The sequence below is a fragment of the Sphingorhabdus sp. EL138 genome, assembly GCF_945890115.1.
Taxonomy (GTDB): Bacteria; Pseudomonadota; Alphaproteobacteria; order Sphingomonadales; family Sphingomonadaceae; genus Sphingorhabdus_B.
In genome coordinates, this window is the sequence record NZ_CAMDCK010000005.1 from 68,521 (window position 1) to 85,776 (window position 17,256).

Genomic DNA, 17,256 nt, shown 5'->3' on the forward strand with positions numbered 1-17,256 from the left:
TCGGTTACATGGAGGAGAGAGAGAAATGCGTCGATTTAATCGTGTGATTACCGCTGCTTTGTGCAGCACCATCTGCAGCGCGATGTTAGTGCCTGCAGCTTACGCCCAAACAGCCCAAGCCGAAGAAGATAGTGGTGATGAACCCATTATCGTGACCGCGACATTGCGTGCGATGGATGTGCAGGACATTCCGTTGGCCGTGACCGCTGTCGCGCCAGAGGCGCTGGAGCGCGAAGGCGTATCGGATATCAAGACGCTGTCATCGATTTCGCCAAGCTTCAACATTCAGTCATCGCAAACTGAAACGCAAGGCACGTCGATAAAAATTCGTGGCGTCGGCACCACCGGTAACAACACTGGTCTCGAAAGCTCGGTTGGCGTCTTCATTGACGGCGTATATCAGTCACGTCCCGGCGTTGCGTTGGGCGACCTTGTCGACCTGGAGCGTCTCGAAATCTTGCGTGGCCCGCAAGGTACGTTGTTCGGCCGCAACACTTCGGCTGGTGCGTTGAATATCACGACAAAACGTCCTAACCTGGCTCAGGTCGAAGGCTTTGCCAACGCATCTTACGGCAATTACAACTTCATGAATGCGCAGGGCGGCGTGAGCGTTCCTGTGGTACAAGATGTAGCCGCTTTTCGCCTGTCGGGCACATGGCGCAAGCGTGACGGTTACTTGAAAAGCTCAACCGGCGCTGAAAGCAACAACCGCGACCGTTACCTCATTCGTGGCCAATTATATGTAGAGCCCAATGCCGATGTTAGCATCCGCATTGTCGGCGACTATTCCAAGGTAGACGAAAATTGCTGTGACGCGGTTATCGTGCGTGAAACCGAACTCGCGCCTTTCTCGGCATTCCATGGATTGGCCAATGACGGCGTTGTCGAATCTGGCACGTCAGCGCTTAAAAATCTGGCCGTCAACAGCCAGACGTTTTTCAATGGCGCTGAACAATGGGGCATTTCCGGTGAACTCAAATGGGACTTTGGCGGCGCAAAGCTGACGTACATTGGGTCCTATCGTGACTTTAAATCCAGTTCGACGGCTGAGTCCGATTTCACGAGCTTGAAAATTTTCACCACAGGTGTCGGCGGCTCGATTCAGGCTCCGGGTGTTCTGCCCAATGGTGACCGGATTAAAACGTTCACGCAGGAACTCCGGTTACAAGGGACCGCGCTGAACGATTCTCTAGATTGGTTGATCGGTGGTTTTTACTCGCAGGAAGATATTGCTGCACAGCAAACTATGTCCTTCGGTGCCGACTATCAAGCCGCGAACAGCGCATTTAACTTTGCAAATGCGGCAGGCGTAAATCCATTGTTTGCGCTCACTGCTTTGGGTTCTGGCGGAACAGCGGCGGCTCCTACGATCGGTGCGCCAGTCAATTCGAACAATTCTTTTGGGAACAACCTGTTTTCGCAAGACGCCGAAAGCTATTCAATTTTTACGCACAATGTCTTCAACGTAACGGATAAATTGAGCCTAACAGTTGGCGCGCGCTATGTCTCTGAAACGAAGGATGCATCCTTCGGTCAAATCAGCGCAAGCAACGCAGCATGCCAAGCAAGCGTCAACGGTGTACTGACAGGTCGCGTTCCCGGTGCGCTTGCCTCCGGTTTGGTAGGCCTCAACTGCTTTCCCTTTGCCGTTCCGGTCAACCTGACTGCACCGGCTGCTGCCGGAGGTGGTTTGGCCAGCTCGAAATTGCCTTTGCCGCGCGCATGGTCAAACCAATTTGAAGATGACGAAATCACCTACACGGGTCAGATTGGTTATAAGGCAAATGAAGATTTGCTGCTCTATGCCAGCTATAGCCACGGGTTTAAGTCTGGCGGGTTCAACCTCGACCCGACCGCAGCCAACCTAACGAACTCTACTGCAGTTCTGACGACTGGCGCAGCGCCGGTTTATGCCGACCCACGGTTCAAATCGGAAAAGGTCGACCAGATTGAACTCGGCGTGAAAGCTACCTTTGGTCCGATCAAGGCCAACCTTGCCTTGTTCGACATGAAGATGAGCGATTTCCAAGTTCTGGAATTCACTGGCATCCAGTTCCTCACCTTCAACGTTAATTCAGCACGTTCGACAGGGGCAGAACTTGAGCTGTTCGGAGACTTTGGCAATTATATGCGGGGCAATCTTGCGGTGACATATGCAAATGCCCGCTATCCAAGTGATTGCGCCGACGGTGTTGCCGCAAGCGCTCTTGGCTCTGTAGTGCGACTCTGTGGACAAGACCTCACCAATGCGCCGAAGCTAACGGGTGTGGCGGGCCTGACCTATGACGGTCCGCTCAACAGCTCTGGCTGGGGTCTGCTCGTCAATGGCAGCATGAACTATTCCGATAGCCGCACGACCCGTACGATTAATCTTGATACCAACAAGCTGCCGATCCCACTGGCGCTGCAGGAAAATTATTTCAAGATGAACGCACGCATCGGTCTTACCACGCCGGATGAGCGTTACACCTTTGAAATATGGGGTACAAACCTGACCAACGAAATCACGCGAGGAGTTACGGCCAATACGCCGCTGCGTGGCGCAGCTGGCACCCGCTCGTTGATTGGTTTCGTGGAAGAGCCACGCATGTACGGCATGACCGTCCGCGCGAAGTTCTAAACCAACATTACACACAAAAAGGGCGGCCTCCGCGTGGAGGTCGCCCTTTTTTGTGTCTGTCGTTCTGGTTTTACGCAGCGGCTTTGTACAAAGTCTCGCCTTTGTCCGCCATTTCGCGGAAGCTTATCGGTGGCGCAAAACGGTTCCCGAAACGCTGGGCCAGATTGTCAGCGGTACGGACGAAGTTCTCAAGGCCAACGGTATCGATATAGCTCATAGGACCGCCCGTATAAGGTGCAAAACCCCAACCAAAAATCGCGCCCAAATCCGCGCTTTGCGGGTCTTTGACGACATCTTCTTCAAAGCACTGCGCCGTCGCAATCAGCTGAATATACAATAAACGCTGCTTCACCTCTTCGACCGACGGCTGTTCCTCGGCGAGCGGATAATGCTCGGCCATGCCCTGCCATAGGCTCAGGCGCTCGCCCTTGGCGTCATAGTCATAAAAGCCAGAGCCAAAACGGCGCCCCTTGCGGTCAAGCGTGACCACCATCAACTCCATAAAGTCTTCAGTGCCGCTGGGTTGATAGGCGTCGCCCAATTCCTTCTTGGTCGATTGCATAACGTCATAGCCCAGTTGCAACGTGGTCTCGTCCAGCAACGCCAGCGGGCCGATGGGCATGCCAAGTGCCTTGGCTGCATTTTCGATCAAAGCGGGCTTCACGCCCTCCGTCACCAGCTTCATCGCCTCCCCCATATAAGGCGGGAACACGCGGTTGGTGAAAAATCCGCGTACATCCTTAACCACAATCGGCGTCTTCTTAATCTTGGCGTTATAATCAAACGCCGCTGCCAAGGCACGATCACCCGTTAACGCGCCCGGAATAATCTCCAACAACGGCATCTTTTCAACAGGCGAGAAGAAGTGCAGCCCGACAAACAATTCGGGACGTGACGAATTTTTCGCCAAACCGGAAATCGGCAGCGTCGACGTATTGGATGCGAAAACGACATCCGGACGAATGACCGCTTCTGCCTTTTTGATAACATCGGCCTTTACATCGGGGCGTTCAAAAACAGCTTCGATGATGAGGTCTACGTCTTTCAGATCATCATAATTGTCCGTTGGCGTAATCCGCGCCATGAAGGCGTCACCGGCTTCTTTGGTCATCTTGCCACGGCTGACGGCCTTGTCGATGATCTTGCGGCTGTAATCGACTGCCTTGTTGGCGTCTTCTAGGCTACGGTCCAGAACAACGACATCCATGCCACCCTTCACGGTAACATGCGTGATGCCCGACCCCATAAGGCCGCCGCCCAAAACGCCAACCTTCTTGATCTCAACCGGCGGCACGCCTGCGGGACGGCCAGCGCCCTTTTCGGCGGCCTGCTTGTTAATGAACAAGGTACGGATCATGTTTTTGGCTTGGCTGCCCGAAAGCAACTTCGTGAAATATTTCGATTCCACACGCAGCGCGGTGTCGAATGGCAGGATCGAGCCTTCATACAGACAGGACAATATCGCCTTTATGGCATCGAAATTGCCTTTGCTTTCCTTGTGCGCCATGGCGTTGAGGCCAACGAATAACTGCACGGCGCGAGGGTCCATTGCCCCTGCCCCACCCGGGAATTTGAAATCCTTCTTATCCCACGGTGCCGTAACCTTCGGATTGGCCTTCACCCATGCCTTGGCATTGGCAACCAAGTCAGCCGCAGGCGCGACGTCGTGCACCAACCCTTGTGCCTTAGCCGTGGCGGGGTCGAGCGCCTTGCCTTGAATGATCATCATCGCGGCATTCTGCAGGCCGATCAGGCGCGGCGTGCGCTGCGTACCGCCGCCACCGGGCAGCAAGCCCACCATGACTTCTGGCATGCCCAGCTGGATCTTCGGATGATCAGCAACGACGCGATAATGGCATGCCAAAGCCAGCTCAAGCCCGCCGCCCAAGGCAAGGCCATTCAGTGCGCAAGCCACTGGCTTGGCCGAAGCTTTGCCGCTGCTCAGGTCCTTGGCAGACTGCCCGCCCGTTTCCATTTTGCGCAGCAATACGTTCAGGGCAAACGCCTGATCGAAAGCTTCTTTGGTGCTGTTCGCCTTCGCGCCGCCCAGCATGGTCAAGTCAGCGCCGGCCAAGAAACTGGATTTTTTGCCGGATGTAATCACAGCGCCCTTAACGGCTTCGTTGGTGGTGAAATCATCAACCCATTTGCCGAATTCTTCAATCAACGCGCCGTTCCACACATTCATAGAGGCGTCGGGCAGATCGATTGTCAAAAGTGCGATGCCATCGGCGTCGATATCGACGGAGAAAGTTTTGTAAGTCATATCTTCGTTCCTTGTTCGCGCGTTTTCGCACCAATCTAAAACTTTGTCACCCCCGGCTTGATCGGAGGTCCATGGCCATATCCGTCGGTTTACGCTGACGTGCCGGACCATGGATCCCCGCGTTCGCGCGGATGACAAAACTAGGTTAATTCACGCGTTCGATGATGGTTGCGGTGCCCATGCCTGCGCCGATGCACAAGGTGGTGAGCGCAGTCGACTTGCCGGACCGCTCCAGCTCATCCAATACCGTCCCGAGGATCATCGCACCCGTTGCACCCAAAGGATGGCCCATGGCGATTGCGCCGCCGTTCACGTTGATGTTGGAATGATCGATGTGCATCGCTTCCATGAAACGCAGGACAACCGAAGCAAACGCTTCGTTCAATTCCCACACGTCAATGTCGTTTTTGTCCATCCCTGCACACGCCAGCGCCTTCTGCGCCGCAAATTCGGGGCCAGTGAGCATGATGGCAGGTTCCGAACCGACAGAAGCCATCGACACGATCCGCGCCCGCGCCTTCAGGCCGTATTTTTCGCCAGCTTCCTTCGTACCGATCAGCACGGCGGCAGAACCATCGACGATACCCGAACTGTTGCCAGCATGGTGGACATGATTGATCTTTTCGACGTCGGGATAGCGCATGATGGCAATGTCATCAAAGCCAGGCATCATCGTGCCCATCATCTGGAATGCAGGTGCCAATGCGCCCAAGGACTGCATATCGGTTTGGGGGCGCATCAATTCATCATGGTCAAGCACAACCTCCCCAATGACATCCTTGATCGGCAGGATCGAGCGCGCAAAGCGCTTCTCGGCCCATGCGCGGCCAGCGCGCTTCTGGCTTTCAACGGCATAAGCGTCGACATCGTCGCGGCTGTACCCATATTTGGTGGCGATAAGGTCAGCCGAGATACCTTGCGGAATGAAATAATTGGCAATCGCCGAACGGGGGTCGATCGGCCATGCGCCGCCGTCTGAACCCATGGGCACGCGGCTCATCGATTCAATGCCGCCGCCAACCGCCAGATCGCACTCGCCGGATTTCACCTTAGCAGCAGCGATGTTCGACGCTTCAAGGCCAGAACCACAAAAACGGTTCACTTGAATACCCGAAGTCGTGTGCGGATAGCCAGCGGCGAGGATCGCGGTACGCGTAATGACTGCGCCTTGTTCCCCCACGGGCGAAACGCAACCAAAGGCCACATCCTCAATCTCTTCGCCCGACAGGCCGTTACGATCGCGAATTGCGGCCAAGACCTGCGCTGCCAGATCGATGGGCGTAATTTCATGTAGCGCGCCATCAGGGCGGCCCTTGCCACGCGGGCTGCGCACAGCGTCATAAATATAGGCTTCAGTCATATTTAATCCTTATTTGTGACCACGGCGCCCGCCGCGATCAATTGGGAGATTTCCTGTTCACCAAGGCCAGCCTCGGTCAATATATCGGCATAATCGCCGCCTTTTGTTGCAATATCGAAATGGGTAGCCAATGGCTGCGTTGCAAGTCGCGGCGCAACTTGCGGATGCAACCAATGACCATCCTGCACAAAGGCCTGCCGCGCGGCGTTTGCGGGATGGGATGCGGCCTCAACATAATCCAGCACGGGCGTAACGCAGGCGTCGGTTCCGGCAAAAATCGCTTCCCATTCGTCGCGGGTTTTGGTCGCGAACACATCTTCCAGCAGTTCATGCTGCTTAGCCCACGCCGAGCGGTCATGCTGATCGCCATATACATCCTTGTCGACAGGCAAACGCTCCATCATCGCGGCAAAAAACTGCGGTTCAATGCAGCCAACGGCCGTAAACTTACCGTCGGACGTCATATAACAACGGTAGAACGGCATCGCCCCATCGAGCAAATTTGCCTCACGCTGCGTGCGCCATTGGCCAAGCCCTGTCATGCCATGCACAAAGCTCATCAGGCTGTTGGTGCCATCGACAATCGCCGCATCCACTATATTGCCCTTACCTGTGCGTGCGCGCTCGACCAAAGCGGCAAGGATACCGTTGACGAGAAACATTGACCCGCCGCCAAAATCGCCGATCATGTTGAGCGGCGGAACCGGCGGCTGCCCATGCTTGCCAATCGCGTTCAAAACACCCGTCATGCCGATATAATTAATGTCATGCCCGGCCATTTGGTTCCACGGACCCTTCTGGCCCCAGCCAGTCATCCGGCCATAAATAAGACGAGGGTTAATCGCGTGGCAAACATCGGGGGCAACCCCCATCCGTTCCGTCACACCCGGCCGCAGTCCTTCGATCAAGACATCCGCAGATTCAACCAGCTTCAACAATGCGGCAACCGCCTCGGGTTTCTTCAAATCAAGAATTATTGATTTTTTACCGCGCGCATCAATGGCCTTGGGCACGATTGAGCCACCTGGCCTGTCGATGACAATCACATCCGCACCCATGTCCGCCAGCAACTGTCCCGCATAAGGCCCGGGGCCAATGCCAGCAAGTTCGACAATCTTTATGCCGCTTAACGGACCGGATTTGGCGGGAGAATCGGTCATGAAGTGGTTTCCGTTACGGTAGGCGTTTAATCGCCTGATTAAGCCGCCTCTTTTAAGGTGCCCACGCACTTGACGCAAGCGTCAACTAAGTTTTTTAGCGTGGAGCAATTGCCGCGCGGAGCTTATTGAAACAAATGCCGCCTGACGGCCAAAAGACGGAAATCAATCCACGTCGTCAACGGCAACCGCTTCACCTGTAACCCGCTGGGCCAATGCGGCCGCGATAAAATTGTCTAGGTCGCCGTCAAGTACGTCGCCGGGTGTTGGCGACGTAACGCCCGTGCGTAGGTCTTTGACCATTTGATAGGGTTGCAGCACGTAAGAACGGATCTGGTGGCCCCAACCGATTTCGGTCTTGGCCGCATATTCGCCGCTCGCGACCTCTTCGCGCTTGCGCAGTTCGGCTTCGTAAAGACGCGCTTTCAACATACCCATCGCGGTGGCGCGGTTTTTATGTTGGCTGCGGTCGTTCTGGCTGGCGACGACAATGCCCGAAGGTTTGTGCGTGATGCGGACGGCTGAGTCCGTGGTGTTAACGTGCTGCCCACCAGCGCCAGACGCGCGGTAGGTGTCGATCTTCAAATCGCCTTCGTTGATTTCAATGTCGATATTGTCGTCAATGACCGGATACACCCAGACGCTTGAAAAGCTCGTATGCCGCTTTGCCGCGCTGTCATAAGGCGAAATGCGGACCAGACGGTGGACGCCGCTTTCGGTCTTGGCATAGCCGTACGCATTCTCGCCCTTCACCAGCAGAGTGGCGGATTTTATACCTGCCTGATCACCCGCCTGATAATCGACCATCTCCACCTTATACCCGCGTTGTTCGGCCCAGCGATAATACATGCGCTGCAACATTTCGGCCCAGTCTTGGCTCTCGGTGCCGCCCGCGCCCGCATGAATTTCAATGAAAGTGTCATTGCCGTCTGCTTCGCCCGACAACAATGCAGAGACCTTGTCGCGGTCGGCACGGTCAGCCAATGCTTTCAGTGCAGCGGCGCCTTCATCGCCCAACTCGGCGTCGCCTTCCATCTCGGCAAGTTCGATTAATTCAACCGTGCCCGCCTTGTCGGCGTCGATTTCGCGCACAGTCCCAATGGCCGCATCCAAGCGGCGGCGTTCGCGCATAACTTCTTCGGCAGCTTTCGGATTATCCCACAAGGTAGGGTCCTCAACCTTGGCGTTTAGTTCATCCAAGCGGCGCAAAGCACGGTCCCAGTCAAGCGACATCTTGACGAGGTTGAGGGCGGCATCAATGCGGGCAACATAGCCTTCTGCGTCGGCGCGCATAAGAAACTCCAAGGGATTGAAAAGGTCAGCCGCGGCCTTTAGCGGATTGGACGCTCAAGTCAAAGGCAGCGATGACCAGAGTTACCCGCCGCAAGCCGAAATCTATTAGGGTCAGGACCTAATAAATTCCGCCCTCTTGCTGGATAAACTCCTGGTCGCGCTTTGTCCCGACGCTTGCGCTTGGGGCATTGGCCGCGCCGGCAGCACCAGCAGACTCCGTTTCAGCCGCTTTCTTTGGCGTGTCATCCCGCGTGGCCATTTCTTCTTGACGGATAGATCGCTTTGGCTCCGTCTCGGCCTTGAATGCCTCCCAAATCACGGCGCTTAGCGGGTCATCAATCGGCCAAGCACCATATACGCGCTTGCCACTCCTGCGATCTACGCGGACAAGCCGTGTTCCGGCAGGGGCGATGAACGGCGTCTTTGGCATATCGGCCATCGCGGTGCGTGCGAACTGTTTAAAAATGGGCGCAGCCAGTGAGCTTCCCTGCGCATAGCCACCCATATTGCGCGGTTGGTCAAAGCCCAAATAGAGGCCCGCCAACAAATGCGGCGATCCGCCAATGAACCAGACATTGGTGGGACCGGTGGTTGTCCCGGTTTTGCCGAACAATGGCCGGTCAAGTTCACGCAATGTGACAGCGGTGCCACGTTGTATCACGCCTTCCAACATATGCACGACTTGATACGCCGTGATGGGGTCCATGACTTGCTTGCCCGTAGGTGTGAAGCGCGGCATTGGCCTGCCATTCCAATCGGGCGCGCGGCACCCCATGCAAGGCTTCCATTTGGCTGGCCAAATAACCTTGCCTTTGCGATTTTGCGCAAAATCAATGAATGTCGGTTTCAATTCACGGCCTTGATTGACCAGCATCGAATAGGCATTGACCATCTTCAACACTGTCGTGTCCCCTGCACCAAGGGCATAAGAGAGATAATCAGGATAATCCCCAATCGACATGTCACGCAAAGTGTCCGTCACATTGTCCATACCCGATTCAGCCGCCGCCCGCACCGTCATCAGGTTGCGGGATTGTTCAAGACCCCAACGCATGGTTTGCGGGCCTGCCCCGCCACCTGTGAAATTACGAAAGCATTTTTGGCCTAAGTTTGCACCTTGCCAGACGCAATAAGGCCCATCGACGATAATCGAAGTGGGCGTCATTCCATTGTCGAGCGCAGTTGCGTAAACAAAGGGTTTGATGGTTGAACCGGGTTGCCTTTGTGCCTGCGTCGCGCGGTTGAAACTGGAGATACGATTGTCGAAGCCACCTTGCACCGCGAGCACACGGCCATTGAAAGGATCTTGGACGACCATGCCACCGCCGACCTCTGGCACGCTGCGGACAACGAAGCTGTTCGTGCCATTGGGCGCAACGGCGATCACGTCACCTGCCTTCATCGCGGCTGGACCGCCGTCAAGGCGCGCGGTCGAACCATCCGCAAATCCAACGCGCCCATTGCCCAGCGCAACGCCGGCACGCCAATTGGCATAATCGATACCAATATTGGTCGACGCAAAGCGGGATGGCCATTTGTCATCGGTAACGTCAATTGTACCCAAATTGGCTTTCCAAGCCTTGCCCGCATTGTAGCGAAGCAAGCCGTCACGCAACGCCTTGGTCGCCGCAAGTTGATGCTCGGGATGCATGGATGACCGGACCCACAGACCACCCGAATATACGCTATAGGGCCCTGCTTCGTCGGTTTCGCCAAATTTTTCGATAAGCTGGCGGCGCACTTCTTCTGCAAAATAACCGCCCACATTTTTATAACCGGTTCCACGTTGCGTCACCAGGCCAAGCGGTTGGACCCGCGCAGTCGCAAGCTGCGCATCGGTGATCCATCCGTTCGCCCGCATTTCGCCAAGCACCCAATTACGACGGGACATGGCGAGATCCGCATTTTTGGCGCGCCCATAACGTTCCGGGGCCTTTGGTAGGATGGCCAGAAAGGCCATTTCATGCAGTAAAAGCTGATCAACGCTTTTCGCGAAATACGCCTGCGCCGCGGCCTCAACCCCAAAGGATTGGCGCCCAAGCGCGATTTCATTAAGGTAGAGCGACAAAATCTGAGGCTTAGTCAGCGCGCTTTCGATACGCTTGGCTAAGATCGCCTCTTTAACCTTGCGGGTGTAACTATATTCGTTGGTCAACAGCAGGTTTTTCGCAACCTGTTGTGTGATGGTCGATGCCCCCCGCGCGCGCTTGTCGCTAAAAATATTGTCAAAAATGGCTGACGCGATACCGGGATAATCAATCCCGCCATGGCTGAAAAACGTTTTATCCTCGGCCGCGAGATAGGCATGTACCAACGTTTTCGGAAAGTCGGCATATTCCAACTGAACGCGCCGTTCTCGGGCGTAACTGTGAAACGGCTCTCCGTTGATGTCGCGCACCACCGTTGGCAGCGGTGATTCATATTCGATCAGCGCCTCTGCATCAGGAAGATTACGTGCAAACAACGCCCAGAATATCAAAAGCAGAACGAATAGCGCACCCGCAGCGTAAGTCGCCAAACGAAAACGCTTGTTTTGCCAATATCCATGCCAGCGAGTCACAAAATTTTCGGCGTCGCGTTTCAGCCGGTAACTGATAGTTGTCGGCACTTCGGCAGGTGGTGGCTGGGTATCCATTGCGCCCCCTATCTAGCCGATTTGCCGGACAGGTCCAGAATCTAAATCAGCAAAGGGACGCGAATTTGGCCATATGCCCATTTAACGTGCCGCAATCCACCGTGCGGAATTGACTTGAATGGCATTGAACAGCGCCTGCGCGACCTCGCGCTGTCCTTTGGAGAGGCCAAGAAACGAAGAACGGCTGCATTGCTGAGGGTCAGGACCTATTTCAAGCGGCCAGTCATTTTTTACAAGCACCGGCCCCTGCCAAGCGATATTTTAATAAAAACGGTTCATGAGCCGTAATTGCAAGCTAAATCACGGGATGCTCTTGCCGATAACATGCGGGAGTGCTAGCGATTACCTACAGGGAGTTCTGATGAATGCCCCGATAGTCCGCCGTTCGTTGTTTACGTTCGGCAATTTAACAGGTTGACGCTTCATGAGGCATGATATTTCCAACAACGCCGCCCAGTCAGGGTATGGCGCATGGGTTGGAAATCAAGCGCGCGAGATACACGCCCGCCATGCACAAGCAGCAGACGCATTTTTAACTTTTCCACCACATCACTTTGCCGACAGGAACGCTATGCGTTCGGTCCGGCAACGTATCAACAATGAAGCGAGCGGCCATCGGCTCATAACCGGCTGCCGGCCTCGCTGGAGTAAATTACATGACAACGCGTATGCTTATCGACGCGCGTCACCGGGAAGAAACCCGGGTCGCAGTCGTAACAGGAAACCAGATTGAGGAATTCGATTTTGAGTCGGCTGAGCACAAGCAGCTCAAAGGCAATATCTACCTTGCAAAAGTAACCAGGGTAGAACCATCGCTTCAGGCGGCTTTTGTTGATTATGGCGGCAACCGCCACGGATTTTTGGCGTTTGCCGAAATTCACCCCGATTATTATCAAATTCCTCGGGAAGACCGCGACCGGTTGTTGGCCGAAGAAGCTGAGGCTGCTGCTGAAGAGGCTGCGCTGCGTGAGCAGGAAGAAGAAGAAGAAAGCGATGAGCCTTCCGACATCATGCAGGGTTCGGCGGAACGTGATGACGACCTAACCGACCTTATTGAGGTCGATAGCGACGACAGCGTCGACACCATCGACATGACCGAGGGTGAAGAACCCGACCTTGGAGGCAATGGCGACGATTCCGACGAAAACGGAAACGGCGATAACGGCGGCGAAAATGGCGGCGAAAATGGCCGCAACAACCGTCGCCGTCGTGGTCGCGGTGGCCGAAATGGTGAAGGCCGGGCACCTAAGGCCAGCGACGAAGTGCGCGCAAAGCGTATGAACTTGCGTCGCCGGTACAAGATTCAGGACGTCATTCATCGTCGTCAGGTTTTGCTCGTTCAAGTCGTCAAGGAAGAACGCGGCAACAAGGGTGCGGCGCTCACCACATATTTGAGCCTAGCGGGCCGTTATTGCGTCCTCATGCCGAATACGTCGCATGGCGGCGGTATCAGCCGTAAAATTCATAGCGCAGCCGACCGTAAGCGTTTGAAAACGATTATTTCCGACCTTACCTTGCCATCCACCATGGGTTGCATAATCCGGACCGCTGGGCTTGCCCGGACGAAGCCTGAAATCAAGCGTGATTTTGATTATCTGGCGCGCCTGTGGGACGAAATCCGTGAACGCACGCTGCGCGGCGCAGCGCCAATGCTGATCCATACTGACAGCGACCTTATTAAACGCGCCATCCGTGATATCTATAATAAGGATATTGACGAGGTGTTCGTTGAAGGGCCCGACGGGTATAAGGCGGCAAAGGACTTCATGAAGTTGCTTATGCCAAGCCATGCCAAGCGTGTGCAGCATTATGCCGACCCAGTGCCATTGTTCCAGCGCTATCATGTCGAAGATCAGTTGAACGCGATGTATCAACCGGTCGTCCAGTTGAAGTCGGGTGGCTATATTGTCATCAACCCGACCGAAGCATTGGTCTCGATCGACATCAACTCAGGCCGTTCGACCAAAGAACATGGCATTGAGCAAACCGCGCTTTCAACCAATTTGGAAGCTGCGCGCGAGATTGCCCGTCAGTTGCGCTTGCGCGATATGGCTGGCCTTGTTGTCATCGACTTTATCGATATGGAGCATCATTCGAACGCCCGCAAAGTCGAGCGTGCAATGAAAGAAGCATTGAAACACGACCGCGCCCGCATTCAGGTCGGTCGTATTTCCAGCTTTGGCTTGATGGAAATGAGCCGTCAGCGTCTGCGCACCGGCGTGCTTGAAGCGTCCACACGCGAATGTCCGCATTGTGAAGGCACTGGCCTTGTTCGCACAGCATCATCTGCTGCTTTGTCAGCCCTGCGCCTTATCGAAGACGAAGCGGCAAAGGGTCAAGGCAACCAGATCGTGTTGCAAGCAAGCCAAGAGGCGACCATTTATTGCCTCAACAACAAGCGTGCCGAATTGGCGGCGATCGAAGATCGCTATCATGTCCGCGTGCTGATCGTGCCCAATGGAGAGACAGAAGGCGCAAAGCTTGCAGTTTCCAGTTCCGGTCCGCGTCCAGAACGCCCGGTCGAACTGCCGCCGATTATCGATCTCGACGATGATGACATTGAAGACGACATCGAAGATTTCGACGACGAAGTTGAAGAAGCCGAGGAAACCGCGCGCGAGCCGCGTCGTGCCCGAGAAGAGCGTCCACGCGAAGAAGGCGAAGGCGGCGAAGGTCGTAAACGCAAGCGTCGCCGTGGCCGCCGAGGTGGCAAGGGTCGCGACCGTGACGGTCGGCCTGAGGGTGAGGATGCGGTTGCTGGCGAAAATGCGGGTGCTGCGGAACGCGCCGAAGGCAATGACATTGCTCAAGCTCCTGAAGCTGATGCAGAAGCCAAGCCAAAAGCACGTCGCGGACGTCGTGGTGGCAGGGGCCGTGACCGTCAGGAAACGGACGTTGATGCCATTGTCGAAACGTCAGCGCCTGCCGAAGCCGAAGCGTCTGCAGTCCCAGAAGTTACGCAAGAAGCCGATGCCAAGCCAAAGCGTCGCAGCCGCGCCAAGCCAAAGGCTGACGCGGTTGAGGTTGAAGCCGTAGCCGACGGGCCAGCCGTAAAAGCCCCTGTAGCGGCTGACGACGCCCCTGTTGCGAAAGCCAAGGCCCCAGCTAAGCCACGTGCACGGGCAAAGGCGCCCGTTGCGCCTGAGGCTGTTGTCGATGACGTTGTCGAGGCACCAAAGGCCAAAGCCAGGGCCCCACGCAAGAAAGCCGCCGCTAAGGATGCAACACAAGACGTCGCATCCACCGGCGCTGAAGGCAGCGAAGATGACGGCACGCCACGCACTGGCTGGTGGCAACGCACCTTCGGTTAAGCAGCCAGCGGGTAAAAAATAACTTAGCCCCGTTGGTCCGTGACTAGCGGGGCTTAGTTTTGTCCAACTTCTTCATTGCGCGTTCATCCAGTTCGGGCCATTCAACGGAAATGGGCAATTTCACATTTCGCGCTGTCCGGATGGCGTTTATCCTGTTTCTTGCGGTATTGGTATCCGCGCGCCCCGCAATGGCGCAATCGATCTTGCGTGATGCCGAGACCGAAGCCTTTCTGGACGAAATTTCCGCACCATTGATTGAAGCGGCGGGGCTTGACCCCAAAAATGTCGACATCATACTTATAAACGACAAGTCCGTTAACGCGTTCGTCGCAGGTGGTCAGGCGGTATATCTTCACAGCGGTCTTATCGATGCCGCCACGACCGCAAACGAAGTACAAGGCGTGATTGCGCATGAGCTTGGCCATGTCGTTGGCGGCCATGCCGTGCGGTTTGACGAAGGCATCGCTGTGGCGAGCGGTATCAGCATCGCTAGCCTCATTCTCGCAGCGGCGGCCATCGCTGCGGGTGCAGGCGAAGCGGGCATGGGCATATTGTCGGCGGGACAACAGGCGGCAATGGGCAAATTCTTGGCTTATAGCCGGGGGCAAGAGGGCACAGCCGATGCATCAGGTGCACAATATCTGTCCAAGTCAGGAATATCAGGACGCGGTTCAATCAGCTTTTTCAAAAAGCTGCAGAATTTTGAATTCCGCCTCGGTATCCCGCAAGAGGACAGCTATGGCCGTACGCACCCGTTATCCGGTGAGCGTATTTCGGTGCTGGAGGACACATATGCCGCCGACCCTGCGTGGAAAGCGCCTTTAAACCCCAAATGGGAAAGTGATTTCAAACGCGTTAAGGCAAAATTGACCGGCTATCTTGCCGACCCCACCGCCACGATGCGGGATTATCCTGAGTCCGACACATCGGTGCCTGCCCGCTATGCGCGCGCTTATGCTTGGCACAAGTCCGCTTATCCGCAAAAGGCACTGGGTGAATCATCCGCCCTTGTTGCCTCGGCACCCGATGATCCCTATTTCCTAGAGTTACATGGGCAAATCTTGCTGGAATCCGGGCGGCCTGCCGATGCGCTTGCGCCGTTGCGCAAAGCAGTGAACCTGACCGGCAACCAACCATTAATCGCCGCCATATTCGGACATGCGTTGATCGCGACAGAAGATAAAACACAGCTTGATGAAGCCGCGCAGGTGTTGAAAGCTGCAGTGACCCAAGACAACCAAAACCCGTTTGCATGGTATCAGCTTGGTGTTGTTTATGCGCAGAAAGGTGACACCGCCCGCGCCGCATTGGCCAGCGCAGAACGCTATATGATGGAGGGCGCCCCGCAATTTGCTTTGTCCAATGCGCAAACCGCCATGGCTGGGTTGCAGGAATATTCGCCTGATTGGATCCGCGCGCAAGATATCAATATGGTGGCCGAAGCAAAGCTTGCGCAGTTAAAGAAACGCCGCCGCTAGGGTCAGGACCACTCAAATCACTGGCACAATGAATGCGCTGCGACTAAATCAGCGTCTATGACCCAACAAACGCCAAATCGCCGGATTATCATCGCCACCATTGTTACGGGATTAGCCATCTTGCTTGCTTTGGCGGCCTATATTTTCTGGCCAAGCGCCGCCACTATTGGCCCTTCTGATGCGGCACCTGTCGCCGAAGACGCAGCTAAATCTGCCGATGATGCCGTTGCTGCTGCTGGTATGTCGCCCGCTGACCGCAAGGCGACGGAGGCTTTGGTGAGAGCCTATATCCTCGAAAATCCGGAAATCATCACCGACGCCGTCGCCATTTTACAGCAACGCGAAGCCGCACAACGCCTATCCGCCGCTGGAAATGACATCGCCAAACCCTTCCCCGGGGCCGAGGCTGGTAACCCGAAAGGCGACGTCACGATTGTCGAATTTACTGACTATAATTGCGGATTTTGCCGCTTAAGTGCGCCTGATGTCCAGCGCCTGTTAAAAAGCGATAGCAATCTTCGTTTGGTTTATCGCGAATTGCCGATCCTCAGCCAATCCAGCCGGGACGCAGCCTTATGGGCGCTTGCAGCCGCGCGCCAAGGCAAACATAAGGCATTTCATGATGCGTTGTTCGCAGCTGGCCCCGCTGATGAAGCCAATATAGCTGCCGCAGCGCGCCAAGCAGGGCTTGATATCGCCGCGGCCCGCACCTTTGCGGCTTCCCCGCAAGCAAACCAAGAGATCGAACGCAACTTGGCCCTTATGCAGCAAATCGGCTTCAACGGCACGCCCACATTCATCATCGGTGACCAGATATTGGAAGGTGCCTTGGGCTATGATGCCCTGAAACGCGCCGTTGAAAAGGCGCGCCAAAAAGGCTGATTAGGGTCAGGACCTATTAAATCCACCTTCGCGGTTTGAGGCCATTTTGTTCAGTGCAAGGCGGCAAAGCGCAGGCTTAGTGGTTCTAAGTCCAAGCTTGCCAACGTGGCAATGGACAGTATGGGTCAAATCCGAAGGACGTCAAAATGGCTTCGATCTCGAAACAAAATGCCCTTGCAGGCAGAATGACTGCCTGCGGCGGCCATTTTCCTTCGATATCTTTGCCATTTTGACGCCGCGATGGTGGATTTAAT

9 protein-coding genes are annotated in these 17,256 nt (G+C 55.4%); 4 read left to right on the forward strand and 5 right to left on the reverse strand.

All coding sequences use genetic code 11. The features are described 5' to 3' along the window. Positions 1–25 precede the first annotated feature (25 nt). Positions 26–2,620 carry a TonB-dependent receptor gene (locus Q0O07_RS03630; protein WP_295490466.1) on the forward strand — a complete coding sequence of 865 codons (2,595 nt, stop codon included), beginning with the start codon at positions 26–28 and terminating at the stop codon, positions 2,618–2,620. Between the two features lie 70 nt (positions 2,621–2,690). Here Q0O07_RS03630 and Q0O07_RS03635 read toward each other — a convergent pair whose 3' ends face one another. The 5 genes from Q0O07_RS03635 to Q0O07_RS03655 all read right to left on the reverse strand — a co-directional run bounded on the left by Q0O07_RS03635 (position 2,691) and on the right by Q0O07_RS03655 (position 11,331). Beyond that, positions 2,691–4,886, reverse strand: coding sequence for a 3-hydroxyacyl-CoA dehydrogenase NAD-binding domain-containing protein (locus Q0O07_RS03635; RefSeq protein ID WP_295490468.1), 2,196 nt, complete (start codon positions 4,884–4,886; stop codon positions 2,691–2,693). Positions 4,887–5,031: 145 nt separating this feature from the next. Further along, positions 5,032–6,246, reverse strand: coding sequence for an acetyl-CoA C-acetyltransferase (locus tag Q0O07_RS03640; protein WP_295490471.1), 1,215 nt, complete (start codon positions 6,244–6,246; stop codon positions 5,032–5,034). Between the two features lie 2 nt (positions 6,247–6,248). After that, positions 6,249–7,406, reverse strand: a complete 1,158-nt coding sequence (locus Q0O07_RS03645) for a CaiB/BaiF CoA-transferase family protein (protein WP_295490474.1) — start codon at positions 7,404–7,406, stop codon at positions 6,249–6,251. A 162-nt stretch (positions 7,407–7,568) separates the two neighbouring features. Continuing rightward, positions 7,569–8,696 carry a peptide chain release factor 2 gene (gene prfB / locus Q0O07_RS03650; protein ID WP_295490476.1) on the reverse strand — a complete coding sequence of 376 codons (1,128 nt, stop codon included), beginning with the start codon at positions 8,694–8,696 and terminating at the stop codon, positions 7,569–7,571. 118 nt (positions 8,697–8,814) lie between these two features. Further along, a complete protein-coding gene (locus Q0O07_RS03655; protein ID WP_295490480.1) occupies positions 8,815–11,331 on the reverse strand; it encodes a transglycosylase domain-containing protein in 2,517 nt (838 codons plus the stop codon). Positions 11,332–11,987: 656 nt separating this feature from the next. Here Q0O07_RS03655 and Q0O07_RS03660 point away from each other — a divergent pair. From Q0O07_RS03660 to Q0O07_RS03670, 3 genes are all read left to right on the forward strand, one after another. Further along, a complete protein-coding gene (locus Q0O07_RS03660) occupies positions 11,988–14,642 on the forward strand; it encodes a ribonuclease E/G (protein WP_295490483.1) in 2,655 nt (884 codons plus the stop codon). 110 nt (positions 14,643–14,752) lie between these two features. Further along, positions 14,753–16,120, forward strand: coding sequence for a M48 family metalloprotease (locus Q0O07_RS03665; RefSeq protein WP_295490600.1), 1,368 nt, complete (start codon positions 14,753–14,755; stop codon positions 16,118–16,120). A gap of 57 nt (positions 16,121–16,177) precedes the next feature. Further along, positions 16,178–17,002, forward strand: coding sequence for a DsbA family protein (locus tag Q0O07_RS03670; RefSeq protein ID WP_295490486.1), 825 nt, complete (start codon positions 16,178–16,180; stop codon positions 17,000–17,002). The last annotated feature ends 254 nt before the right edge of the window (positions 17,003–17,256 follow it).

Bases quoted from the DNA above. Each gene is read 5' to 3' on its own strand.
- Q0O07_RS03645 (WP_295490474.1), bottom strand. From the start codon at position 7,406: ATGACCGATTCTCCCGCCAAATCCGGTCCGTTAAGCGGCATAAAGATT.
- Q0O07_RS03670 (WP_295490486.1), top strand. From the start codon at position 16,178: ATGACCCAACAAACGCCAAATCGCCGGATTATCATCGCCACCATTGTT.
- Q0O07_RS03665 (WP_295490600.1), top strand. From the start codon at position 14,753: ATGGGCAATTTCACATTTCGCGCTGTCCGGATGGCGTTTATCCTGTTT.
- Q0O07_RS03635 (WP_295490468.1), bottom strand. From the start codon at position 4,886: ATGACTTACAAAACTTTCTCCGTCGATATCGACGCCGATGGCATCGCA.
- Q0O07_RS03660 (WP_295490483.1), top strand. From the start codon at position 11,988: ATGACAACGCGTATGCTTATCGACGCGCGTCACCGGGAAGAAACCCGG.
- Q0O07_RS03630 (WP_295490466.1), top strand. From the start codon at position 26: ATGCGTCGATTTAATCGTGTGATTACCGCTGCTTTGTGCAGCACCATC.
- prfB (WP_295490476.1), bottom strand. From the start codon at position 8,696: ATGCGCGCCGACGCAGAAGGCTATGTTGCCCGCATTGATGCCGCCCTC.
- Q0O07_RS03640 (WP_295490471.1), bottom strand. From the start codon at position 6,246: ATGACTGAAGCCTATATTTATGACGCTGTGCGCAGCCCGCGTGGCAAG.
- Q0O07_RS03655 (WP_295490480.1), bottom strand. From the start codon at position 11,331: ATGGATACCCAGCCACCACCTGCCGAAGTGCCGACAACTATCAGTTAC.